General features: G+C 66.5%; 26 protein-coding genes and 1 pseudogene. 12 read left to right on the plus strand and 15 right to left on the minus strand.

Features of this window, described 5'->3' with window-relative positions:
• Window positions 1–27: 27 nt before the first annotated feature.
• A complete protein-coding gene (locus V9K84_RS07345) occupies window positions 28–897 on the minus strand; it encodes an AraC family transcriptional regulator (RefSeq protein WP_088514997.1) in 870 nt (289 codons plus the stop codon).
• A 94-nt stretch (window positions 898–991) separates the two neighbouring features.
• Entirely contained in the window at window positions 992–2,389 is a 1,398-nt protein-coding gene (locus V9K84_RS07350; protein WP_088514996.1) for a PLP-dependent aminotransferase family protein, read from the minus strand.
• A gap of 89 nt (window positions 2,390–2,478) precedes the next feature.
• Between V9K84_RS07350 and V9K84_RS07355 the strand changes: the two genes are divergently transcribed.
• The 4 genes from V9K84_RS07355 (at window position 2,479) to V9K84_RS07370 (ending at window position 4,556) form a co-directional block, all read left to right on the plus strand.
• Window positions 2,479–2,925 carry a GNAT family N-acetyltransferase gene (locus tag V9K84_RS07355; protein ID WP_088514995.1) on the plus strand — a complete coding sequence of 149 codons (447 nt, stop codon included), beginning with the start codon at window positions 2,479–2,481 and terminating at the stop codon, window positions 2,923–2,925.
• Complete coding sequence (locus V9K84_RS07360) at window positions 2,922–3,542, plus strand: NAD(P)H-dependent oxidoreductase (RefSeq protein ID WP_338794326.1); 621 nt, start codon at window positions 2,922–2,924, stop codon at window positions 3,540–3,542. Before V9K84_RS07355 ends, V9K84_RS07360 begins: the two co-directional genes overlap by 4 nt.
• Window positions 3,543–3,569: 27 nt before the next feature.
• Window positions 3,570–4,001: a carboxymuconolactone decarboxylase family protein gene (locus tag V9K84_RS07365; protein ID WP_043861401.1), complete on the plus strand. Its 432-nt coding sequence runs from the start codon at window positions 3,570–3,572 to the stop codon at window positions 3,999–4,001.
• Between the two features lie 69 nt (window positions 4,002–4,070).
• The gene (locus V9K84_RS07370; RefSeq protein ID WP_078480319.1) at window positions 4,071–4,556 is read left to right on the plus strand and encodes an ATP-binding protein; all 486 of its coding nucleotides are present in this window, start codon (window positions 4,071–4,073) and stop codon (window positions 4,554–4,556) included.
• Window positions 4,557–4,573: 17 nt separating this feature from the next.
• On the opposite strand, the gene V9K84_RS07375 is transcribed toward V9K84_RS07370, so the two are convergent.
• Window positions 4,574–5,263, minus strand: a complete 690-nt coding sequence (locus V9K84_RS07375; RefSeq protein WP_088514993.1) for a B3/4 domain-containing protein — start codon at window positions 5,261–5,263, stop codon at window positions 4,574–4,576.
• A gap of 217 nt (window positions 5,264–5,480) precedes the next feature.
• On the opposite strand from V9K84_RS07375, the gene V9K84_RS07380 reads away from it, so the two are divergent.
• Window positions 5,481–6,095, plus strand: a complete 615-nt coding sequence (locus V9K84_RS07380) for a hypothetical protein (protein WP_088514992.1) — start codon at window positions 5,481–5,483, stop codon at window positions 6,093–6,095.
• Window positions 6,088–6,888, plus strand: coding sequence for an aminoglycoside phosphotransferase family protein (locus V9K84_RS07385; protein WP_088514991.1), 801 nt, complete (start codon window positions 6,088–6,090; stop codon window positions 6,886–6,888). The genes V9K84_RS07380 and V9K84_RS07385 overlap by 8 nt, the downstream gene beginning before the upstream one ends.
• Here V9K84_RS07385 and V9K84_RS07390 read toward each other — a convergent pair.
• Together V9K84_RS07390 and soxR are read right to left on the minus strand one after the other, a co-directional pair.
• A complete protein-coding gene (locus V9K84_RS07390; RefSeq protein WP_168186844.1) occupies window positions 6,876–7,043 on the minus strand; it encodes a hypothetical protein in 168 nt (55 codons plus the stop codon). The genes V9K84_RS07385 and V9K84_RS07390 overlap by 13 nt on opposite strands.
• A gap of 614 nt (window positions 7,044–7,657) precedes the next feature.
• On the minus strand, window positions 7,658–8,110 hold the full coding sequence (gene soxR / locus V9K84_RS07395) for a redox-sensitive transcriptional activator SoxR (RefSeq protein ID WP_058540094.1): 453 nt from the start codon (window positions 8,108–8,110) through the stop codon (window positions 7,658–7,660).
• A gap of 215 nt (window positions 8,111–8,325) precedes the next feature.
• Between soxR and V9K84_RS07400 the strand changes: the two genes are divergently transcribed.
• The 4 genes from V9K84_RS07400 to V9K84_RS07415 are packed head-to-tail and all read left to right on the plus strand — an operon-like array spanning window position 8,326 to window position 14,393.
• Window positions 8,326–9,363, plus strand: a complete 1,038-nt coding sequence (locus V9K84_RS07400; RefSeq protein WP_305886534.1) for an efflux RND transporter periplasmic adaptor subunit — start codon at window positions 8,326–8,328, stop codon at window positions 9,361–9,363.
• Complete coding sequence (locus tag V9K84_RS07405; protein ID WP_088514989.1) at window positions 9,360–12,461, plus strand: MexW/MexI family multidrug efflux RND transporter permease subunit; 3,102 nt, start codon at window positions 9,360–9,362, stop codon at window positions 12,459–12,461. Before V9K84_RS07400 ends, V9K84_RS07405 begins: the two co-directional genes overlap by 4 nt.
• Window positions 12,458–13,894 (plus strand): efflux transporter outer membrane subunit, encoded by a 1,437-nt coding sequence (locus V9K84_RS07410; protein WP_088514988.1) that lies wholly within the window; start codon window positions 12,458–12,460, stop codon window positions 13,892–13,894. The genes V9K84_RS07405 and V9K84_RS07410 overlap by 4 nt, the downstream gene beginning before the upstream one ends.
• A 13-nt stretch (window positions 13,895–13,907) precedes the next feature.
• Window positions 13,908–14,393, plus strand: a complete 486-nt coding sequence (locus V9K84_RS07415) for a DUF2165 family protein (protein ID WP_088514987.1) — start codon at window positions 13,908–13,910, stop codon at window positions 14,391–14,393.
• A gap of 48 nt (window positions 14,394–14,441) precedes the next feature.
• On the opposite strand, the gene V9K84_RS07420 is transcribed toward V9K84_RS07415, so the two are convergent.
• Window positions 14,442–15,029 carry a TetR/AcrR family transcriptional regulator gene (locus V9K84_RS07420; RefSeq protein WP_054914619.1) on the minus strand — a complete coding sequence of 196 codons (588 nt, stop codon included), beginning with the start codon at window positions 15,027–15,029 and terminating at the stop codon, window positions 14,442–14,444.
• Between the two features lie 137 nt (window positions 15,030–15,166).
• On the opposite strand from V9K84_RS07420, the gene V9K84_RS07425 reads away from it, so the two are divergent.
• Window positions 15,167–16,372 (plus strand): MFS transporter, encoded by a 1,206-nt coding sequence (locus V9K84_RS07425; RefSeq protein ID WP_088514986.1) that lies wholly within the window; start codon window positions 15,167–15,169, stop codon window positions 16,370–16,372.
• A 1-nt stretch (window position 16,373) separates the two neighbouring features.
• Here the strand turns inward: V9K84_RS07425 and V9K84_RS07430 are convergent, their stop codons facing one another.
• The 8 genes and pseudogenes from V9K84_RS07430 to V9K84_RS07465 all read right to left on the minus strand — a co-directional run.
• Window positions 16,374–16,898, minus strand: coding sequence for a M15 family metallopeptidase (locus V9K84_RS07430; protein WP_088514985.1), 525 nt, complete (start codon window positions 16,896–16,898; stop codon window positions 16,374–16,376).
• 23 nt (window positions 16,899–16,921) lie between these two features.
• Window positions 16,922–17,998 carry an FAD-binding oxidoreductase gene (locus tag V9K84_RS07435; protein WP_088514984.1) on the minus strand — a complete coding sequence of 359 codons (1,077 nt, stop codon included), beginning with the start codon at window positions 17,996–17,998 and terminating at the stop codon, window positions 16,922–16,924.
• A gap of 39 nt (window positions 17,999–18,037) precedes the next feature.
• Window positions 18,038–18,334 (minus strand): hypothetical protein, encoded by a 297-nt coding sequence (locus V9K84_RS07440; RefSeq protein ID WP_088514983.1) that lies wholly within the window; start codon window positions 18,332–18,334, stop codon window positions 18,038–18,040.
• 174 nt (window positions 18,335–18,508) lie between these two features.
• Window positions 18,509–19,090, minus strand: coding sequence for a hypothetical protein (locus V9K84_RS07445; protein ID WP_088514982.1), 582 nt, complete (start codon window positions 19,088–19,090; stop codon window positions 18,509–18,511).
• Between the two features lie 100 nt (window positions 19,091–19,190).
• On the minus strand, window positions 19,191–19,709 hold the full coding sequence (locus tag V9K84_RS07450) for a GrpB family protein (RefSeq protein WP_043861382.1): 519 nt from the start codon (window positions 19,707–19,709) through the stop codon (window positions 19,191–19,193).
• Window positions 19,710–19,728: 19 nt separating this feature from the next.
• Window positions 19,729–20,352 (minus strand): SMI1/KNR4 family protein, encoded by a 624-nt coding sequence (locus tag V9K84_RS07455; RefSeq protein ID WP_054914615.1) that lies wholly within the window; start codon window positions 20,350–20,352, stop codon window positions 19,729–19,731.
• Window positions 20,353–20,442: 90 nt separating this feature from the next.
• Window positions 20,443–20,709, minus strand: a complete 267-nt coding sequence (locus tag V9K84_RS07460; protein ID WP_229589509.1) for a DUF4440 domain-containing protein — start codon at window positions 20,707–20,709, stop codon at window positions 20,443–20,445.
• Between the two features lie 114 nt (window positions 20,710–20,823).
• A pseudogene (locus V9K84_RS07465) lies at window positions 20,824–21,354 on the minus strand (GNAT family N-acetyltransferase); the annotation flags it as partial.
• Between the two features lie 184 nt (window positions 21,355–21,538).
• Between V9K84_RS07465 and V9K84_RS07470 the strand changes: the two are divergent.
• Window positions 21,539–22,138: a DMP19 family protein gene (locus V9K84_RS07470; RefSeq protein ID WP_058540104.1), complete on the plus strand. Its 600-nt coding sequence runs from the start codon at window positions 21,539–21,541 to the stop codon at window positions 22,136–22,138.
• A 35-nt stretch (window positions 22,139–22,173) separates the two neighbouring features.
• Here V9K84_RS07470 and V9K84_RS07475 read toward each other — a convergent pair whose 3' ends face one another.
• Complete coding sequence (locus tag V9K84_RS07475) at window positions 22,174–22,695, minus strand: GNAT family N-acetyltransferase (RefSeq protein ID WP_043861419.1); 522 nt, start codon at window positions 22,693–22,695, stop codon at window positions 22,174–22,176.
• Window positions 22,696–22,697 lie beyond the last annotated feature (2 nt).

Below are 22,697 nucleotides of genomic sequence, written 5' to 3' on the forward strand. Positions count from 1 at the left end.
GCAACCCGTTTCACACGCCAGCTTCGCCTATTTCAACGGAACGTAGATATCCGTCTGCCATTGATCCTGCGGTGTTTCGGGAAACACGCTCAGGTAATGGAAGAACAACGGGTGATCGCGTAGCTCTTCGTTACTGGAGGGTAGCCAGTCGCGGTAAAGCGGGTAGATGGATTCTCCGATGTAGTCAGGCGACCCCGTATGGCGAATCACGGCGCAACGCCCTGCCGGGATGACCCGTTCATGCACGCCGAATTCGTTGGGTAGCACGGCCTCGTCTATCTCGCCGCAAATCGCGAACCTGAAGGCCTCTGCGGGCGTGGTATCGGGATTGTCATAGGGGATGCCAAACGAGCGGCTCACGGCCACTGGCGACTGACCGCTCTGCATGCGCCACTGACGAAAACGACTGACGCTTTGACTGACGAGGCCGGGCGCCCCGCAATGTTCAAGCGCCGCCACGCGGGTTTCGGCGAACGTCACGATACGGATCTGCATGGTGATACTCCTGGAAAAGTGAGGGACAACGAATACCGCATTCCAGACCTGCCAGCTCGGTGCCTTGGCGAACGCACTCGGCGCCATGCCAAAGGCGCGCCTGAACGCCCTTGAAAAGGCCTCGGGGCTTTCGAAGCCAGCACCCAGTGCTGTCTCCAGCACGGACTGACCCGGTGAACCGACCAGTTGATGCGCAGCGCGCCGAAGCCTCATCAACTGCACATACTGTGCAACCGGCACGCCTACATACGCCGTGAATTGCCGGTGAAAATGAAACACCGAGAAGTTGGCGACGCGGCTCAGTGCACTCACCGAGAGATCGCCCTCGAGGCAGGTATCGATATAGGCGAGTACGGCGTCGAACCGTTTTGCGTAGGCATGGCTGTTGCTTGAGTCGGTCACCGAACAAAACCTCCTGAAGATGCGGTGAGCAACAGCATCCGCCTTTGCCCCCTCGTCGTGCCTAGCCGGGTTTGCTCTGATAGGGGTTGCTTCCCTATGCAAGCTGAGCCAGTTCCCGCGCCACCATCGCCGCCTGCTGTGCACTGGCAACATTGGTAAACCCCATTACCAGCCCGTGTCTGGGCGCACCTGCCAGGTACCACTGCGATAGCGGCTCCACCGCCAGCCCGGCGGCCCGTGCGCGCTTGGCCAGTTTTACATCGTCCACGCCGGGCAAACCGGCTACCAGGTGCATGCCGCCTGCCTGGGTATCGATCAGCAAACGCTCGCCCAACTGCTGCTGCAATGCCTCGATCAGCCATTGCCGGCGCCGGGCGTACAGATTGCGCATCTTGTTCAGGTGCCGCGCAAAGTGGCCTTCGTTGATAAACGCCGCCACGGTGGTCTGCAGCAGGTGAGGGCAGTGGTTGTGCAGCCGGTCGGCCTGGCGGGCGAAGGCCTCGCACTGCTGCGCCGGCACCACCAGGTAGGCCAGACGCAAGCCGGGGAACAACACCTTGCTGAAGGTGCCGGTGTAGAGCACGCGGCCCTGCTGGTCGAGGCTCTTGAGGGCGGGCAGGGGCTTGCCGCGATAACGGTATTCGCTGTCGTAGTCGTCCTCGATGATCCAGCTGCCTTGCCGGTTGGCCCACGCCAGCAGCGCCAGCCGGCGCGGCAGCGACAGCGACACGCCCAGCGGGCTCTGGTGGGTGGGGGTGACCACGGCAAAGCGCGCATCCGCCGCGCGGGCGATGCCCTGTTCCACATCCAGGCCCTGGTCGTCCACGCTGACGGGCACCAGCTGCGCGCCGGCTTCCTGCAGGGCGTTGCGGGCCATGAAGTAGCCGGGTTCCTCCAGCCAGCAGCGGTCGCCCGGCTGCATCAGCGTATGGCAAATCAGGTCGAGGCAGGCGCGATAGCCGGCGCACACGAACACCTGCTCGGGGCGGCAGGTGATGCCCCGCGAGATGCCCAGGTAAGTGGCAATCGCCGCCCGTAGCGGTGCGTGGCCGCGTGGGTCCGGGTACACCAGGCTTTCCAGGCCGCCTTGGCGCAGTTGCCGGCCGGCCAGCCGCGTCCACAGCTTGCGCGGGAAGGCGTCCAGGGCCGGCAGGCCCATCTGCAAGGGCAGTGGCAGCTCGCCGGAATGGGTGGTCGGGTAGGTGCTGGCGGCCAGGCCATGGCCCAGTTGGGGTGGGGCAACCGGGGTCAGTTGCGGGGTGACCACCGTGCCGGCGGCGCCGCGCGCCATCAGGTAGCCTTCGCCGATCAACAACTGGTAGGCCGCCTCCACGGTGCCCCGCGCCAGGTTCAGCTCGGCGGCCAGGGCGCGAACGGCCGGCACGCGATCACCTGGGCGCAGGCGGCCGTCGGCGATGGATTCGCGAAAGCGCTGGTAGAGCTGGCGATAGATCGGCGCCTGCTGGCTGCGGTCCAGTTCGAAGGAAAGCATCTTGGCCTAGTCGTTTATTCATTTTTCGGCCCTGTAGCTTAAGCCATTGCTTGCTTAAAGTGGGCGCTCTTGAAAAGCGGACGACGACCATGGCCTACACCCTTCAACACCTCGAAAGCCACGCAGCCTTTGAAGCCAGCTTTGAACTGATGCGTGTACTGCGCCCGCACCTCACCGACCTGGCCGACTATGTGGCGCAGCTGCAGCGTCAGTCGGCGCAGGGCTACCGCTTGTTGGCGGCGTGGGAGGGTGAGCAGGTGGTGGGCCTGGCGGGCTACCGCCCGCTGGAAAACCTGTTGTACGGGCGCTTCATCTATGTCGATGACCTGGTGGTAAGCCCCGACCTGCAACGCGGCGGCCTGGGCGCGCAGTTGCTGAGCGCCGTGCGTGACGAGGCGCTGCAGCGCGGTTGCGATCACTTCGTGCTGGATACCGGCCTGCACATGCCGCTGGCCCAGCGCTTCTATTTTCGCCAGGGGCTGCTGGCCCGTGGCATGCACTTCACCCAGAGCCTTAAGCCGGGGAGCCCGCAATGAACAACGTACTGCTGCTCAACGCCAGCCCGCAGGGGCCGGTGTCCCATGCCAAACAACTGGCGCTGGAGCTGGTCGCCACCTTGCGCCGGCGCCACCCCGAGCTGCAACTGATCGAGCGTGATCTGGGCGCGAGCCCGCTGCCCCCGCTCGATACCGATTACGCCCGCGCCCTGACCACCCGCACGCCATTCGACGCACCCACTTTCGCGGTGTCCGAGGCGTTGATCCAGGAACTGGAGCGCAGCGATGTGCTGCTGATTGCAACGCCCATGCACAACTTCATGCTGCCGGCCGCGCTCAAGCTGTGGATCGACTACGTGCTGCGCATTCACCGCACCTTCAGTGCCGGCCCGCAGGGCAAGGTCGGTTTGCTGCGCGACCGCCCGGTGTACGTGCTGGTGGGCTCCGGTGGCATTCACCAGGGCGAGGCGGCGCGCCAACCAGACTTTCTCACGCCGTACCTGCGCCATGTACTCAACACCCTCGGGCTGTTCGACCTGCACTTCACCTACCTGCAGGGCCTGGTGGGCAGCGAGCAGGCGGTGCGTAGCGCAATCGACGCCGGCCGCGCGCGCCTGGCGCTGGAGCCCTTGTTCAACCCACAGGTTTGCGCCTGATCCCCTTTACTTCACTGGAGTTTCACCATGAGCCAACTCAGACTGCCGTTCGCTTCCCTGTCGCCTGAGGCCTACCAAGGCCTGCTCGCCACCAACAACGCACTGGCCGCCAGTTCTCTGGGCCTGCCATTGATCGAACTGGTGTACCTGCGCATTTCGCAGATCAACGGCTGCGCCTTCTGCCTGGGCAAGCATTCGCAAACCCTGCGTGACAGCGAGGTGGCGCAAGCCAAGCTCGATTGCCTGGCCGGCTGGCGCATCAGTGGGCTGTTCAACGAGCGCGAGCGCGCCGCACTGGCCTGGGCCGAGACGCTGACCCACGTCAGCGAAAAGGGCGCCCCCGATGCGTTGTACGAGCCCTTGAAAGCCCATTTTTCCGACGTCGAGATTTCCGACCTGACCTTGGCCGTGGCGTTGATGAATGCGTTCAACCGGCTGGCCATCGGCATGAACCTCTGAGCGCGTTCCACTGTTGTGGGTGCTAGCGCCGGCACGGCATCATGGCGGTTCATCAATCAGGACAACGCCATGGTCACCCCGACGCTTCATCTGATGTGCGGCAAGATCGCCTCCGGCAAGTCGACACTGGCCAAGGCCCTGGCAACCGAACACGCGGCGATCTTGCTGAGCGAGGATCACTGGCTCTCCAGGCTGTACCCGCAGCAGATCCACTCGGTGGCCGACTACGTGCGCCTTGCCCGCCAGGTGCGGGCGGTGATGGGGCCGCTGGTTACCGACATGCTCAGGGCGGGCACCAGCGTGGTGCTGGACTTTCCGGCCAACACGCCTGCCGATCGCCAATGGCTGCGCGCCCTGGCCGACGCCGCACAGGTGCCGCACTGCGTTCACTACATCGAGGCAAGCGATGAGACTTGCCGGGCCAGGCTGCACCTTCGCAACGGCCGCGCCGAGCATGAGTTCGCCGCGACCGACGCCGAGTTCGATCTGATCACCAGCCACTTTCGGGTGCCCGACCCCGAGGAGGGGGTCGAGATCAGCGTTCACCGGCTCTGACCCTCGGCGCGCACAACTCAGTAGAGTTCGATCAACTGCCGGTCGATCGTGGCGCCCGGCATCATCTGCAAAAGCCCGGCGCCCAGTTCGTCAGCCGCAGCTTGCAGTGCCTCCAGGGGCATTGCAGGCAGGCTTTCGAGGATGAACCACATCTGTTCTGCATCGGCGTCCAGGCGCGTTCGGGTTCCCTGGCGCCAGTTCCAGCGCCGACACGTCACACCCAGGTCGTCGCGCCAGATCACTTCACCCTTGTCGGGCGATTCGTTGGCGGCGCTGCCGTCCTTGATGGTGTCGAACAGCTCCGTACCGTCGGCAACGGTCAAGTGAGGAACACCTGCATATGCGGAAAAGTTCTCGCCGCCTACCGGTACGGCGAACTTGAGGCTGATGGCGTTGTACAGGTCGACAATGGGGTCGATGCTCGGCAGCACGGCGTCGCGCAGCACGCGCTTGCGCAGTGCCTCGGCCGAGCACGGCGTGCGCTGCGGCTTGGCGCCGAACAGCCGGAAGGTGTGTGCCCATGCCGCAAGGTGCGCCTCTGCCCAGTCCGGGGCGCCGGCCGTGACCGCCTCACAGGCCTGCGCCAGGGCGTTGGTCGCCACCTCGGGCCGGGTGATCGGCGTGGCTTTGACGCAGATGCTCATGGCACGGAACCCAGGTGCTATCTCTGCAATCTGCGGGTCAAGAACAGGCACGACAAACGACATGTATTTCTCCAGAAGGCAGGGGGAGCAGAACAGGTGCGCATTCTTGAACGGTGAGCCTTATCAGATCCAATGATTAGGCCTCATGCCTTATCAGTTCTTCTTATCCTGCAGATGGGGTGGTGCACGCACCTGTGTATTGCACACGCTCGGCGGCTTGTATGATGTCGGCCGGTTTTGGGCTTTGCAGCAAGCCCTGTTCAACGGAGTGGCAGTTGCAATGATTGTGGTAGTCGAAGGTATCAGCGCCAGTGGCAAGACCACCTGGTGCACAAGTCACGCCGAGCAACAGTTGATTGCCGAAAACGGGCGTTTTGAGAACGAGCCCGATCGCGCGACAGATCCGCTCGGGGCGGCTGCGTTCTGGGCCGAACGCAACGTCGATCGCTGGCAGGCGGCGCTGGCCATGGAGCAGCGCCATTCGCGGGCCGTATGCGACAGCGACCCGCTCAAGCTGCATTACATCTGGAGCCTGTGGCAGATCGGCGAGGCCAGTGAGCGCGACTGGCAGGTGGAACTGGACGCCACCCGCCAGACCTTCGCGCAAGGGCGCATCGGCTTTGCCGACGCCTACCTGGTTGCGCGCATCGACCCACAGCTGGCACGGGAGCGGGCCCGGGCCGACAGCACGCGTCGGCGCAGCAGGTTCGAGCTGCACGTGCGCCTGCAGGAAGCAGTGCTGAACTGGTACGGCGCCATCGAGCAGGTGCTGCCCGGCAGGGTGCAATTCGGTTTGCCCGCGCAGTTGCCCACGTTGCAGCGCCTGGAAGGGCGCTATGCGCTGGAGGCCTTTGACCAGATGATCGCCTCGCTACCCAGGCCACGGCATGTTTGACGACTATCTCAAGCGCTGGCAACTGACTGTCGATGGCGAGCCGTTCGACTCGCTGAACGGCACCCTGCTGCCGGTGCGCCAGCAGGGCAGGCCAGCCATGCTGAAGATTTCGCACGTTGCCGAAGAACAGGCGGGCAGCCTGCTCATGGCGTGGTGGCAGGGCGAGGGGGCAGCGCCGGTACTGGCTCACGACGGCCAAGCCCTTCTTATGGTGCGCGCGCAAGGTACGGATGCACTGACGCAGATGGTCAAGGACGGGCACGACGAGCAGGCCACGCGCATCCTTTGCGCGGTTGCCGCCCGCCTGCATGCACCGCGCGCCACGCCCATGCTCGCCCTGGTGCCACTGGAGCAGTGGTTCGAGGGGTTGTGGCACGGGGCCGACAGGCACGGCGGTGTTCTGCTGCACTGCGCCAGCACCGCCCGCGAACTGCTGGCTGCGCCGCGCGATGTGGGGGTACTGCATGGCGACATCCACCACGGCAACGTGCTCGATTTCGGCGCAGCCGGCTGGCTCGCCATCGACCCCAAGGGGCTGTATGGCGAGCAGGGCTTCGATTACGCGAACATTTTCTGCAATCCCGATGGCGAGCAGGCGCTGGCACCGGGGCGCTTCGCGCACCGGGTCGAGATCGTCGCCAAGGCCAGCGGCATGGAACCTCGTCGGTTGTTGCAGTGGGTGCTCGCGTGGTCGGGCCTGTCGGTCAGTTGGCTGCTCGAAGACCATCAACCGCCGGGCAGCACCCTTGAGGTGGCGAAACTGGCCGCAGCGGGGCTTGGTTATATGGAGTGACTGCGCTCCATGCGGGTCGATTGATGGAGCGCTGTCGCTCCGTTTGAAACCACAGGCGTGCAGGTGGGCTGCTGCTGGCCGACGATCGTGCGCGATGCATCAGCCAGATCGCGTTCGCAGGTTTTGCTGGCGCTGCGCGCCAGTTCGCGGGGCAAGGCCCGCTCCTACGCCCTTCGGGCAGAAACCACAGGGCTGTAGGAGCCAGCATTGCTGGCGAACGAGCGCGAAGCGGTCGCAGAACCTGCGTGCACGGTGCATCAGCCAGATCGCGGGCAAGGCCCGCTCCTACGCCCTTCGGGCAGAAACCACAGGGCTGTAGGAGCCAGCATTGCTGGCGAACGAGCGCGAAGCGGTCGCAGAACCTGCGTGTGCGATGCATCAGCCAGTTCGCGGGCAAGGCCCGCTCCTACGCCCTTCGGGCAGAAACCACAGGGCTGTAGGAGCCAGCATTGCTGGCGAACGAGCGCGAAGCGGTCGCAGAACCTGCGTGCACGGTGCATCAGCCAGATCGCGGGCAAGGCCCGCTCCTACGCCCTTCGGGCAGAAGCCCCACGGCTGTAGGAGCCAGCATTGCTGGCGAACGAAAGCGAAGCGGTCCCACAACCTGCGTGCTCGGTACATCAGCCAGATCGCGGGCAAGGCCCGCTCCTACGCCCTTCGGGCAGAAGCCCCAGCGCTGTAGGAGCCAGCATTGCTGGCGAACGAGCGCGAAGCGGTCGCAAAACCTGTGTGCACGGTGCATCAGCCAGACCACCCGCAACCCCTGCGCCTACCCCCCGGCAGCCCCTTCCAGAATCCTCGGCCCCGGTCCATCCTGCCCCAGCGCATCCCCCGGGTTGCGCAACGGGCAATCATCCAGCGACAGGCAGCCACAACCGATGCAGTTGTCCAGGCTATCCCTCAATGCCTCCAGCGTCCGGATGCGCGCATTCAGGTTCTCGCGCCAGGCCGATGACATCTCACCCCACTGCGCCGCCGTCAATTTGCTGTTGGGCGGGTAGCGGCTCATCGCATGCTTGATCTCTTCCAGCGGAATCCCGGTGCGCTGCGCCACCTTGATGATCGCGATGCTGCGCAGCACCAACGCCGGAAATCGCCGCTGGTTGCCGGCATTGCGCGTGCTGGCGATCAACCCCTTGGACTCGTAGAAATGCAAGGTGGAAATCGGCACGCCACTGCGCCTGGCCACCTCGCCGATGGTGAGCGAGCGCGCACCATCCATCGTCTTTTCTGCCGCCACGTGTGTTGACCTCAAGTTAAGTTGAGGTTTTATAGTCCGGCCCGATCTTTCCTGCAACCGCTTTGCCGTGCCGATGCCAGCCATCGGCACGGGATGCGCTGTGCAGCGAACACACCACACCGATGAGCGGAGCAAAGATGGGCAAGAGGATGCTGTTGGGAGGGGGCGCCGCTGTTGTGTGCGTGCTGGCCGTCGTCATGCTGCTGACCAGAAAGGACTCGACGGCGCACGCCACTGCGGCGTGGCCGGTGACCAAGGTCGCGCTGGTCACCGTCACCTCGCGTGAGGCGCCCCGCCAGACCTTCGCGGCCGGCGAGCTGGAAGCCGCCCACCAGGTGCAGGTGGCCGCGGAAACCACCGGGCGCATCACGCGCATCGCCTTCGAGTCGGGGCAAAGGGTCAAGGCCGGGCAACTGCTGGTGCAGCTCAACGATGCCCCCGAGCAGGCCGACCGGGTGCGCCTGAGCGCACAGCTGCGCAATGCCCGCACCCTGCATCAGCGCATCGGCAAGCTGCGCACCGCCAATGTCACTACCCAGGAGCAACTCGACAATGCCACCGCCGCCGTGCAGATGGCCGAGGGCGAACTGCAGCAGGTCGATGCACGGATTGCGCAGAAGGCGATCCGGGCTCCCTTTGCCGGCAAGCTGGGCATCCGCCGCGTGCATCAAGGCCAGTACCTGAATGCCGGTGACGCCGTGGCCAGCCTGGTGGACGCCACGCAACTGCGGGTGAACTTCTCGCTGGCCGAGCATGCCGCCCCGGGCTTGCAGGTGGGGCAGACCGCCGCCCTGGCGGTGGATGCACTGCCGCAAAAGACCTTTGCGGCGCGCATCAACGCCATCGACCCGATGGTGGGCAAGGCGCGCGCAGTGTGGGTGCAGGCCACCCTGGCCAACCCGGACGGGCAGTTGCAGGCCGGCATGTACGCCAGCGTGCAGCTCGCGGCGGCGCAGCCGACCCGGGTGATGGCCGTGCCGGAAACCGCCATCACCTATACCGCCTACGGCCAGACCGTGTTCATTGCCAACCACGACCCGGAACGCGGCCTGAGCGTGCACCGCGTGCAGGTGACCACCGGCGAGCGCTGGAAGGGCCAGGTGGAAGTCACCTCCGGGCTCAAGGCGGGCGACCGCGTGGTGGTCTCGGGCCAGCTCAAGCTCAGTGACGGCATGCAGGTGGAGCAGGTGGCCAATGACACGCTGCACAACGCCGACGGGGGCGACGCCTCATGAGGTTCACCGACAGTTTTGTGCGTCGCCCGGTGCTGGCCCTGGTGGTCAGCAGCCTGATCGTGCTAGCCGGCCTGTTCGCCCTGGGCAAGCTGCCCATCCGCCAGTACCCGTTGCTGGAAACCGCCACCATTACCGTCAGCACCGAATACCCGGGTGCATCGGCCGAACTGATGCAGGGCTTCGTGACCCAGCCGATCACCCAGGCGGTGTCGTCGGTGGAAGGCATCGACTACCTGTCTTCGTCGTCGGTGCAGGGCCGCAGCCTGGTGACCCTGCGCATGGAGCTGAACCGCGATTCGACCCAGGCGCTGAGCGAGACCATGGCCAAGGTCAACCAGGTGCGCTACCGCCTGCCGGACAAGGCCTACGATCCGGTAGTGGAGCTGTCGGCCGGGGATTCCACCGCCGTGGCCTATGTGGGCTTTGCCAGCGACACGCTGTCGATTCCCGAACTCAGCGACTACCTGTCGCGGGTGGTCGAGCCGCAGCTTTCCGGCATCGACGGCGTGGCCAAGATCCAGACCTTCGGTGGCCAGACCCTGGCCATGCGCCTGTGGCTGGACAGCGAACGCATGGCCGGGCGCGGCGTGACCGCCGCCGAGGTGGCCGATGCCGTGCGCAGCAACAACTACCAGGCCACGCCCGGGCAGGTACGCGGCCAGTTCGTGCTGGCCGACATACGCATCGATACCGACCTGACCAGTGTCGAGGCCTTTCGCGACCTGGTGATTCGCAATGACGGCACGGCGCTGGTGCGCCTGCGCGATGTGGGCACGGTCGAACTGGGCGCCGCGGCCACCCAGACCAGCGCCACCATGGATGGCCGCCCGGCGGTGCACCTGGGCCTGTTCCCGACGCCTGCGGGCAACCCGCTGGTGATCGTCGACGGCATTCGCAAGCTGCTGCCGCAGATCCAGCAGACCCTGCCGCCAGGGGTCAACGTGGCGCTGGCCTACGAGACTGCACGCTTTATCGAGGCCTCGATCCAGGAAGTGCTGCACACGCTGGTCGAGGCGATCGTGATCGTGGTGCTGGTGATCTGGTTGTGCCTGGGCTCGTTGCGCAGCGTAGCCATCCCGGTGCTGGCGATCCCGCTGTCGATGCTCGGCGCGGCCGGGCTGATGCTGGCGTTCGGCTTCAGCCTCAACCTGCTGACCCTGCTGGCGATGGTGCTGGCCATCGGGCTGGTGGTGGACGACGCGATCGTGGTGGTGGAGAACGTGCACCGCCATATCGAGGAGGGCCAGACGCCGGTGGCCGCCGCGCTGGTCGGTGCCCGCGAGATCGCCGGGCCGGTGATCGCCATGACCCTCACGCTGGCCGCCGTGTATGCCCCTATCGGCCTGATCGGCGGGCTCACCGGCACGCTGTTTCGCGAGTTCGCCCTGACCCTGGCCGGGGCGGTGATCGTCTCGGGGGTGGTGGCCCTGACCCTGTCGCCGGTGATGAGCTCGCTGCTGCTCAAGCCCGGCCAGCAGGAGGGGCGCATGGCCAGGCTTGCCGAGAAGGTGTTCGGCGGGCTGGCCAGCGCCTACGGGCGGGCACTGGCGCACTCGCTGTCGCGTCGCTGGGTCAGCGGTGGCGTCGCCTTGCTGGTGTGCCTGAGCCTGCCGTGGCTGTACCTGCAGCCGCAACGCGAGCTGGCGCCACCCGAGGACCAGGCCGCCGTGCTCACCGCCATCAAGTCGCCGCAGTACGCCAGCCTCGACTATGCCGAGCGCTTCGCCAGCAAGCTCGACCAGGTGATGCACAGCCTGCCGGAAACCACCGACACCTGGATCATCAACGGCACCGACGGGCCGGCCAGCAGCTTCGGCGGCATCAACCTCAGCCTGTGGCAGGCCCGCGAGCGCTCGGCCGATCAGGTCCAGGCCGACCTGCAGCAGGCCGTGAGCGAAGTGGAGGGCAGCAGCATCTTTGCCTTCCAGGTGGCCTCGCTGCCAGGCTCCAGCGGTGGCTTGCCGGTGCAGATGGTGCTGCGCAGCGCGCAGGACTACCCGGTGCTGTACCAGACCATGGAAACCCTCAAGCAGCGTGCCCGCGACAGCGGCCTGTTCGCGGTGGTGGACAGCGACCTGGACTACAACAACCCGGTGGTCAAGGTGACGGTCGACCGCGCCAAGGCCGCCAGCCTGGGCATCGGCATGCAGGCCCTCGGCGACTCCCTGGCCGTGCTGGTGGGCGAGCAGTACATCAACCGCTTCGCGTTGTATGGCCGCTCGTATGACGTGATCCCGCAGAGCACCCAGGATCAGCGCCTGACGCCCCAGGCGCTAGAGCGCCAGTATGTGCGCAGCGAAGCGGGGCAACTGGTGCCGTTGTCTGCCGTGGTGCGGCTGCAGATGACGGTCGAGCCCAACCGGCTGCTGCAGTTCGACCAGCAGAATGCGAGCACGCTGCAGGCCATCCCGGCACCGGGGGTTTCCCAGGGGCAGGCGGTGGCGTTTCTGCAGGCGCTGGCCAGCGAACTGCCGCCGGAGTTCAGCCATGACTGGCAGTCCGAGTCGCGCCAGTATGTGCAGGAAGGCAATGCACTGGTGCTGGCGTTTCTCGCCGCGATGGTGGTCATCTACCTGGTGCTCGCGGCCCAGTACGAAAGCCTGGTGGACCCGCTGATCATCCTGGTCACCGTGCCGCTGTCGATCTGCGGCGCACTGCTGCCGCTCGCACTGGGCTGGGCCACCCTGAATATCTACACGCAGATCGGGCTGGTGACCCTGATCGGGCTGATCAGCAAGCACGGCATTCTGATGGTGGAGTTCGCCAACGAGATCCAGCTGCGCGAGAACCTCGACCGTGCCGGGGCGATCATCCGCGCCGCGCAGATTCGCCTGCGCCCGGTACTGATGACCACCGCCGCGATGACCTTCGGCGTGATGCCGCTGCTGTTCGCCAGCGGCGCCGGTGCCAACAGCCGTTTCGGCCTGGGTGTGGTCATTGTCTGCGGCATGTTGATAGGCACGCTGTTCACCTTGTTCGTGCTGCCCACGGTGTATGCCTGGCTGGCCCGTGACCATCGCGTGCACAGCCCGCGCAAGCAGCAACTGGAGGAGGCCGAGCAGGGCCTTGCGCTTGGGCACAGGGAGGCAAGGCCATGAAGGGGTTCAGCCGTTATCCGCTGTTGCTGGGCGCCGTGGCGTTGCAGGGTGCCTGCAGCGTCGGGCCGCAATATCACGCCCTCGAGGTGGCGCCCATTCATGTGGTCAGCCCGCAGGCGCAGGCCTTCGCTGCGACGCCGGTGCAGCCGACGTCAGCCTGGTGGACCTTTTTCGACGACCCGCAGCTGGAACGCCTGATCGCCAACGCCCTGGCCCACAACCACGCCATCGAGCAGGCGCATGCCAGCCTGCTGCTGGCCCGTGCCCATGTGGATGAACAGGCGCTGGAGCGCCTGCCGACGGTGACCAGCAGCGCGAGCTACCAGCGCAGCCTGGCGCAGCAGGCCAGGCAGGGGCAGCCGCCGGCCCGCAGCCTGTCCGAATCGTGGCGGGCGGGGCTGGACCTGCAGTGGGAGCTTGACCTGTTCGGCCGCCTCGATCACCTGGAGCGCGCCGCCCAATCCCGTGCGCAGGCCTCCGCGGCCGACCTGGAACAGGTGCAGTTGAGCATCGCGGCCCAGGTGGCCCAGGCCTACTTCGAGGCCCAGGGGCTACGCCAGCAAGGGCTGCTGGCCGAAGAAGCGGTGCGCAGCTGGCAGGAGACCGTGCAGTTGACCCAGGCGCAGTTGCACGCCGGCGCCGGCCTGCCCGAAGCGCTGGAGAGCGCGCAGAGCAACCTGCTGCTGGCGCAATCGACTGTGGCGCCACTGCGCAGCCAGTTGCAGCGGCGCCTGTACCGGCTGCAGGTGCTCACAGGCCAGCGCCCCGGCAGCTTTGCCATCGCGCTGGGTGACATGCCGCCGATGCCATTGGCGCGCCAGCTGCCACTGGGGGATGTGGATCAGCTGATCCGCAACCGGCCCGATGTGGTTCAGGCCGAACGGCTGCTGGCTGCCCGTGTGCAGGATGTGGGCGCTGCCACTGCCGACCTGTACCCACGTTTGAACCTGGGTGGGTTCATCGGCTTCTTTGCCTTGCGTGACGGCGACCTGGGCAGTGCGGCGCGGGCGTTCGAGCTGACGCCCGGCCTGACCTGGCCAGCGTTCAACCTGGGCTCGGTGCGGGCGCGCCTGCGCGGTACCCAGGCGCTGGCCCAGGGCGAGGCGGCGCACTTCGAACAGGTGCTGCTGGTGGCGGTGGAAGAGGTGGAGGGCGCAGTCACGCAGTTGGCCGAGCACCAGCGCCACCTGCTCGGCCTGGTGCAGGCGGCGCGGCATGGCGAGGCGGCGTTCGCCATCGCCCAGCAGCGCTATGGCGCAGGTTCGGGCAGCTACCTGGCGGTCAAGGACAGCCAGCGCGACCTGTTGCGTCTGCGCCAGGACATCGCGCGGGCACAGGCCGCCTCCTATGGCAACGCCGTGGACCTGTACAAGGCCCTGGCCTGGCGCGCGCCTACCGGCAGGACGCTGAGCGCAAACACCCTGAACAACTGATGAGGACCGCTTCGTGGATACTGCAACTTCACTGCTGATGTTTCAGATGGTACTGGCCGCAGGGTTCTCCCTGTGGTTGAGCATCGCCCTGGTCAACAACCTGCAGGCCTTTGCCAGTTCGGCGGCGGCCGTCGGGGGCACGCTGTCGATGGCGCCCCTGCGCCAGGCACCGGCGATCGACCTGCCCCTGTGCTCGCGGGCCATCCACTCGCCCGCTGTGCACAGGGCGGCATTGATGGTCGTCGTGCTGCTGCAGGCGGGGGCGGTGCTGGCCGCCTGGGCGGGCTGCTACCACCTGCTGCTGGGCAGCGGCCTGGACGCAGCCCGGCCCTGGTTGAACCTGGCGCTTAGCGCAGCCCTGGGCTTTCTTTTCGCCATGCTGCTCGGGGGGCTGTGGTTCGGCTACTGGATACGCCAGGAGGGCCTGCAGCTCACTCACCTGGCGCTGGTGGTGTGGGTGGTGCTGAACTTCATGGTGTTCAACCTGCAGTGGGGCTAGTGCGCCGCTGTCACCCCAATCGGGCCACCCTCGCGTGGCCTTGATGCCCTATGGTTTGGCCAGCAGCCCGCGCAGCAGCAGTTCCAGTGCGCCGGTGCTGCGCGCCAGTCGCGCATCGCCGTCATCACCCTGGGCGATCCACACCGCAGCCTCGGCCAGGCTGCCGTAGACCAGCGAGGCCAGGGCCTGCGGGTCGGCCTCGGCCACCACGCCTTGTTCGATCAACCGTTCCAGCAGTGCCTGGATCGACGCGATGCAATGGCGTTGCGCGTCCGTCGAGGTGCCCCCCAGCACGGCTGGGGCATCGCGCAGCACGATGCGCTGGTAATCCGGCTCCAGCGCCATTTCCAGATACGCCCGGCACCGCTGGCGAAAGCCTTCCCAGGGCGTCTGGGCAGTGTCGGAGAGCGCCTGCAGGCGTGCATCCATCTCGGCGTCGATCGACGCCACCACGGCCGCCAGCAGCCCCTGCTTGTCGCCGAAGTGGTGATACAACGCGCCGCGGGTCAGCCCGGCCTGGGCGGTCAGGTCATCCATCGAGGTATCGGCATAGCCGCGTTCGCTGAACACGCTGCGGGCGGTGGCGAGCAAGGTGGCGCGGGTTTCTTCCATTTCGGCACGGGTGCGGCGAGCCATGGGCATGTCTCCTTACATACGGTGCGTATGATTATTTACATTCGGTGCGTATGAATATACGCTTTTTATACATACATGCCGTATGTGACTTGTCGCGCTGCCGTGTCAGCGGCCAATTCACCGCCCTGGAGCATCAGATGGCCAACCCTTATCGAGACCTTTTTGCCGCGCCGGGCGCCCTGGGCTTTGCCTTGGCCGGGCTGCTGGCGCGTACCGCACTGCCGATGACAGGCATCGGCATCATCACCTTGCTGTCGCAATTGCGTGGCAGCTACGCACTGGCCGGGGCAGTGGCGGCGGCCTTCGTGCTGAGCTATGCGCTGTTGTCGCCACAGGTATCGCGCCTGGTGGATCGCCTCGGGCAACGCCGCGTATTGCCTGCGGCCACCGCCATCAGCCTCCTCGGCCTGCTGCTGGTGCTGGCCAGCACCTGGCAACGGGCTGGCGACTGGGCGCTGTTCATCGGGGCGGTGCTGGCAGGGTGCATGCCGAGCGTGTCGGCGATGGTGCGTGCGCGCTGGACGGCCCTGTACCGTGGCCAGCCGCAGTTGCAAGCGGCGTATTCGCTGGAGACGGTGTTCGATGAGGTCAGCTTCATTGCCGGGCCGCCGCTGTCGGTGGGCCTGGCGGTGGTGGTACTGCCCCAGGCGGGCCTGCTTGCGGCCGCACTGTTGCTGGTGCTGGGTGTGTTCGCCCTGGTCGTCCAGCGCAGTACCGAGCCGCCGATCCAGCCCCGGGAAGCTGCCGGGGGTCGTTCGGGCTCGGTGATCCGCCTGGCCAACGTGCGCCTGCTGACCCTGCTGATGGTGGCGATGGGCATGATCGTCGGCACCGTGGATATCGTCAGCGTGGCCTTTGCCGAGCAACGCGGCCAGCCGGCGGCGGCCAGCCTGGTGCTGTCGGCCTATGCCGTGGGGTCGTGCGTGGCGGGGCTGCTGTTCGGTGCGCTCAAGCTGCAGGTGCCCTTGCCGCGCCTGCTGTTGCTGGGTGGGCTGGCAACCGCTGCCACGACCCTGCCGCTGTTGCTGGTCGCCAGCCTGCCGGGCCTGGGTGTGGCGGTGCTGGTGGCGGGGCTGTTCTTTGCGCCGACCTTGATCGTGGCCATGACCCTGGTCGAGCGGCTGGTGCCCGAACATCGTCTGACCGAGGGCATGACCTGGCTGCTGGCCGGCTTGAACATCGGTGTGGCCGTGGGGGCGGCGGTATCGGGGCAGGTGGTGGATGGCAGCGGTGCCCGGGCCGGCTTCGGTGTGGCGCTGGTGGCCGGTGCCCTGGTGCTGCTGGTGGCTGTGTGGGCCCACCGGCGCCTGGTTGCGCGGGCGGCGGCGTCGCAGCCCGCCTGAATCAGCTGGCTACATGGCGCCAGTGCCAGGGCTCATACACGTAGCCTGCGCCATTGTCGGGCGGGTACGACAGCTCGAAGCCATAGGTCGCTGCGTTGCGGGTCAACCATCTGAATGCCGGTGTCGCTTCGAATTCGGGCTCCAGGTCGGTGCAGCCGGGGGTGCCTATGTCGACGGCACGCCCGGTGTGATGCTCGCTGAAGAACGGCGGGGCCGAGACCGCAAGGATCTGCTCGATGCTCTGCCCCTTGTCCAGCTTGCGCTGGATGATGCTCTTCTGCCGTTCGACGCTTCTGAAGGCCGACACCAGGTAAAGCGCCACGCCCTCGGCACCGGCAGCCGCTTTCAACTGGCGCCAGGCCTGAGCGGCCACGGCGACCAGTTCGTGCTTTCGGTTGTCCTGGCCGGTCTCGGCCCACTGCAGCAGGCTGGCTTCGACGAACTCCTGCAGATGGCGCTCGATCACCGCGTTCAACGGTATGCCGAGCTGTTCGAGCATCTGCAATGCGGCGGGGGAGTAGGGCATGGGGCTGACCTGGGCAGTGGGTATCAATCCAGCCTAGCAGTGAAGGCGTGGTGCAATGGGGCGCCGTCCTTGAAAAACCGCTCCGGGCGGCAAGGTGCCAGGGCCGGCGACGTCTTGCCCTGCATGATCTCCTCGCTGGCCAGTTGGCCGACCACAGCCGCCAGCACCACGCCGGGGTGCATGGTGCACACGTAGACCCCGGCAACCGAGGGCAGCGGGCCGATGATCGGAATGCCATCGGCAGGCATCGGCCTGAGCCCGATGCAGGCCTGTTGCGTCTGCAGAGAGGTGACGCCATCGAGCTCCTTCCGGATGACCTTGGCGGTGCGCAGCGCCAGGGCTGCGGGCTGGTTTTGCGGTGCGTCGTCCAGGTAATCCTCCGCTGCCAGCAGGGTACCGTCGTCAGCCTGGCGCACCTCCATGTCCGGGCTGGACAAAATGCTGCGCACCAGGCCCGAAGGTGCGGCGTAGCGGATGAATATCGCCGGCGAGGCCAAAATGGGCAGCGGCAGGCCGATAGCCTCGGTCAGCGCCGCAGTGCCGGTTCCCGCAGCCAGCACCACCATGTCCGTCTCGATGATGCCTGCCGCTGTCTGCACACCCGTTACCCTGGTGCCATGGGTTGCAAGGGCCACCACCTGCGTGTGGGTGAGTACCGTTGCGCCCTTCGCTCGGGCGCCGGCGAGCAGGGCATGGGTGGCCTTTACCGCGTCCAGCGCGCCTTCATCGGGCGCATGGCTGGCCTGTAGCGGCGGGTGGCGCAGGTTCGGCTCCAGCTCGCGGATGCGCTCGCGACTCACCAGGGCGGCAGAGGGGCTGGGCGCCTGCACACCATAGGTCAGGGCGCCTGACCAGCGAATGGCCAGGCCCGGCAGCTCCGACTCCAGGCGTCGGTATTGCTCGATGGCGGCACCGCGCAGCGCCGCGATGGGGTCGGCGGCGCTGTGGGAGGTGTTGATCCAGGCGAACGAGCGACCGGTCACCCCGCACGCCACATCGCCAGCATCCAGTACCGTCACCTGTGCGCCTTTGCCGGCCAGGTGATACGCCAGGGACGCACCGACGATACCTGCGCCAATTACCACGATTCGCTTGTTCAATCACACACTCCGTTCAAACAGGCTCGCCTTGCCGATGCGTTACTGGCCCTTGCACTGGGCCAGTACCACCTGGCAGGTCCTGGGCGTGCCACCGGAGCGGCTGGCGTAGCGCATGCAGTTGTCCATGGATTTCTTGCGGGCCTGGCCCAGGGTCGAGCCCCAGGCCAGGCCGCCTTCGCCAGTGCTGGGCACCGCCTTTGCGTAGCAGTTGGAACCCTGGGCGGCATAGCGATTGGCGGCCGTCTTGCCGGCGCAGCCGCCGGTCAGCAGCAGGGCGAATGCAAGCAGGCAGGGCAGGCCCCATGACAAGCGGCCAGGCACTGTTTTTGCGTTCATCCCGGTTCCCCTGTGCAACGGTCAAGCGACGTGAAAAAGGGGGGTGTTCCAATGGAATACCCGTGGCAGGCGCGGCTGGCCATCGGGTGGTGGGCGGTGCGTTCCTGGCCGGGGAAATCCGGCCGGGAACGGCGCGCCAGAGCCGTTCGAGTCAGTCGACTCGGCGAGCATACCTCACGGGCGCGAGGTTTTCACGGTCAGCACTTCGGTGTACACCACGTCGACCGTCTGGCCGACCTTGAGGTTCTTCATGCGCGCCTGCAGTTCGGGGTCCTCGACCTTCACCACCTTCACCTTGCCCTGGGGCGGCAGCAGGGTCACTTCATGGGCGTCGAGGTCGATGGCGGTGATCTTGGAGGTGACGCGCACCTGGCGGAAAGCTTCGCCGCCCGGGTTGGGGTTGTCCTTGGTGGCGCGCACGGTGCCGGCCTCGTCGGTGACCTTCGGCGCGCCGCCCTCACTGGTGTTGAGCACATAGGCCACGGCACGGGTCACCGTGATGTCGACCTTGTCGCCCACCTTCAGGTTGTGCAGGTCCTTTGCCTGGTCGCTTAGCTGGATAGGCACCTGGCTGTTGTTCGGGCCTTCGATCGTGACCCGGAAGTTGCCCGGGTCCACGGCCAGCACCTGGGTGCTGATGTGGTCTTGCAGCGCTTCGCTGCCCAGCGGCAGTTCGGCGGCGTGGGCCGCAAAGCTGGCAGTGGTCATGAGTGAGGCGAGGGCAACGGCGTGGGCGAGGGAGCGAATCGATTTCATAAGCCTGCATTCCATGTAATGGCTGAATGAGCGGAACAACGCATGACGCAACGTGCGTGGATCACGCGCAAAGCATAGCCACTGATTGCGGATATGCCCGTTAGACGCCGCCCTGCGACTGCACCTGGCCACGCATCGCGGCCTCGATGAATGGCGCCTTGCCGGCCAGGTACTCGCCGATACCGTCACGATTGGTCGCTTCAAGCTCAAGCTTCAACGCCTGGTAGCGCTGGCGAAGGTCGTCATCGCTGCGCAGCAGGTCGCGAAAGCGCAGCATCCAGGCAATCTGTGGGTGGCCCTGGGCACACACGTGCACCTTGTGGGTACGGATACCGTCGACATCACGACGGTAGAAGTGGTGGCCCGGCGACAGGTCGGAGCCGCGCACGTACCCCAGAGCCTGCATGTGGGCGTGGCGTGCTGCGGTTTCCCGATGCGCCTGGACCACCACCAGCACGTCGATCTCCGGCTTGGCGGCAAGGCCGGGTACGCCCGTGCTGCCCACATGATGGATGTCGATCAGTTCACTGCCAAAACCCTGGGCGATGCCTGCCCTGGCGGCCAGGTAGCGCTCGGGCCATTGGTTGTCGTAGGGGCGGATCTGACTGGTCAGCTTCATTGCGGTGTTTCCCTGGGAGTCATATTGGCCAGTCGCTTACCCGTGCGTTCCAGCGCTCACGGTGGCGTTCGCGCCAGCCGCGGCTGCCGGAATCGAGCCAGGCGAGGGTGGCCTGAACACTGTCCTGGCTGATGATGAAGCTGTCGATATGGTTGACGATGGTCTCTTCGGCCACATGCAGCAGGGCCAGGTAGTCGTTGAAGCTTTCGGCCAGCACCACGTATTCGTCGCCTTGCTGGCGGCGGCCGGTCCAGGCGGGCAGGGCGGCGACCATCGCGGCCACCTGCTGGCGCCCCTCGCGCAGGTCCAGCAGCAACAGGCTGGCGCCGCCGTCACGCCCGATCGGCAGCAGGCCGTGGGCAGGGTAGCCAGGGCGCTGGCGTGCGCGTTCCAGCTCGTAGGGGTTCGACTCCCATTCGCCGTCCAGGTCCAGCCCGTACAGCGAGAAGCTCATCAGCTCCCGTTCGCCGCTGGCCAGGGTGACCGCCACGTCGTACTCGAGGTAGGCGCCGTTGCAGGTCGTGAGAAATTCACGGTAGTCAGCCGGCAGGGGCGCGCCAAGGCTGGCCTCCAGCTGTGCAAGCGCAGCGTCGCTGGCGCCTTGCCGGGTGTCTTCGAGCATCAGCCCGCGGTAATCGGTCATCGAGGTGGCTCGCTGTACAGGGGCGGCAGATGATGCCGCGCATGGGCGCCGCAGGCAAACGGCGCGGGTGGGGCCGCACCGTCTGCGGCATTACGCGGCCGGGGTGCCTTGATGAAAGGTCATCTGCCAATGGCCATCGAGCCTGCGCCATACCGAGCTGCGCAGCGACGCGGTGTCGCTGTGGCAGGTATAGGTCACCAGCGCAACGTCCGGCGCCAGGGGGCGTACCTGAAAATCGCTGATCGTGCGCACCCTGAATGCCTGGACGGGCAGGCTGGAGAGCACATCCGCCTTGTGCCAGGCCTTGCCGCTGGCGCCAATCTCCATGAAGTCATCGGCCAGCAGCGTCGACAGCAAGGCCGTGTTGCTGCGTACGTCCTGCTGCAGCAGGCGTTGCTCCAGGTAGTGCAGGGTGGCTTCCAGCTCGCCAGCGGGTTGCGTTGCGGGGCTGGCGTCGCCGCGGCGCTTGCGCCATTCATCCTGCGTCAGCTCCCAGGTTTCCTGGGGCATCGGCCCACTGACGAAATTGCCGGGCTGCACGTGCAGCAGGTGCATGCCCTCGCGCAGCGATATGCGCCGTGACGCCAGGTTGCTCACGGCCTTGGGCACCTGCAGGGTCGGGCGATTCAAGGTGTCGAACCAGAAGCGGTTGATCACCTCGCACACCTCGCGCATGTAGCCCTTGCCTTGCCACTGCGGCGCCAGCCAGAAACCGCGGTGGTTGCCGGGGGTATCGTGCAGCGACACGCTGCCGATGCACTGCAGCGGGTTCTGCACCAGGCGGATCATCCAGTGCCATTCCTCGCCACGCGCCATGGCGGGTAGCGCCAGGTCGCGCACATACGTCAGTGCGCCGTCGTCCGGGTACGGCCAAGGCACGCGGCTGTCGAGATAACGCACCACCTCCCACTGCGGGAACAGTTGCTGGATCGCCGCAGCGTCGCTCAATTGCAGGGGCGTGAGCTGCAGGCGCGCGGTGGTGAAGGTAGGGATGCGGTTCATCTTGGCCTCGAAGCGGTAATGCATGGGGTGGGCGAGGGTGGGCAAGGTGTCGGCACCGAGGGTAAACCAAACCCATGCGCCAAGGCGATTGGATCGCGCAGGCCGGCACGCTGTAGCATGTGCGCCACGTTGGGCGCGACGCGCAAGGGGCGCGCCCTCACCACGCAATGAACATGGGGTGCGCATGAGCGACAACCAACCCTGCCGCGTCTGCGGCAACGTGATCCTGGCAAGCACCGCAGCGCGCACCGGCGGGTTGTGCATGCCCTGCAAGGGCGGCTACCGGGAGAACATCGAGAACGGCAAGCGCTACGCCCAGGAGCGCAAGCAGTACCTGGCCAGCCCGCAGGCGCTGTACTGGTCTGCGCTGGTCGACCGGGTGTTCCGCACGCCCCAGGGCTTTGCCGGGCTGGCACTGGCCGAGCAGCACTATTACGCGGTCAACGTGCTGCAGGGCGAGGTGTACAACGGTGGTTTCGACCAGTACTTCGGCAACTCCTCGGGCGATCACTACGCCAGCGCGTGCGCGGGGCTGCGCGAACTCGGCGCGTTGCAGACCCTCGCGCTGCTGGAGGAGGCCAAGGGCCTGTTGTTCGGCGCCCAGGCAGTGCCTGCCGAGCAGGGCGAGCGTCAGTTGCGCATGCCCACCTATGCCGATGAGCCCGACCTGGCCTGCGAGGCCGCGCTGGATGCACTGGACACTCGCTTCTACCTCGACCCCGACCAGCTGGAGGAGCGCCTGGTGGCGTATGCGCGGCAACAGCAGCTGTTTGCCGCCGATTAGGTTTCGGGGTCCTGTTCTGCCAGGGGCGCGCGGTGTCAGTCGTTGCGGGCCTGCACGGTATCCAGTACCAGCTCCATGCCCTGGGACATCAGCGCGCTGCCCGCGCGCAGCGGTTCGGGTGGCCCAATCGGCTTGAAGCCCAGCGCGGTGTACAGGTGCATGGCAGGGCTGTCCTGAATCGTGACTCCCAGCCGTACCCGCTGCATGTCGTGGCGGCGGGCCCAGTCCAGCGCTGCCTGCAGCAGTGCCCGTCCGGCGCCGCGCCCGCGGCAGGCCGGGTCGACCCACATCTGGAAGATCTCGGCAACGCCGGGCCCTGCACCGGCCAGCTTGCACCACACCAGCCCACAGGGCGCTTCGCCCTCCAGCGCAACAAACGCACGGCCCTGGCCGGAGCTTGCCGCCGCCTGCAAGCGCGCCGACCAGTCTTCATCGGTGCGCGTGGCCTCCGAGCCGTAGGTGCTGCCGAACGCATCCGGCGAGTCCTGCAGTGACTGCAGGCGCAGGTCGCGGTACAGCGGCCAGTGCGAGGGTTCGAGTGCTGTTGTGGCGATCATGC

The organism is Pseudomonas sp. AE27, assembly GCF_037113495.1.
GTDB classification, from domain to species: domain Bacteria; phylum Pseudomonadota; class Gammaproteobacteria; order Pseudomonadales; family Pseudomonadaceae; genus Aquipseudomonas; species Aquipseudomonas palmensis.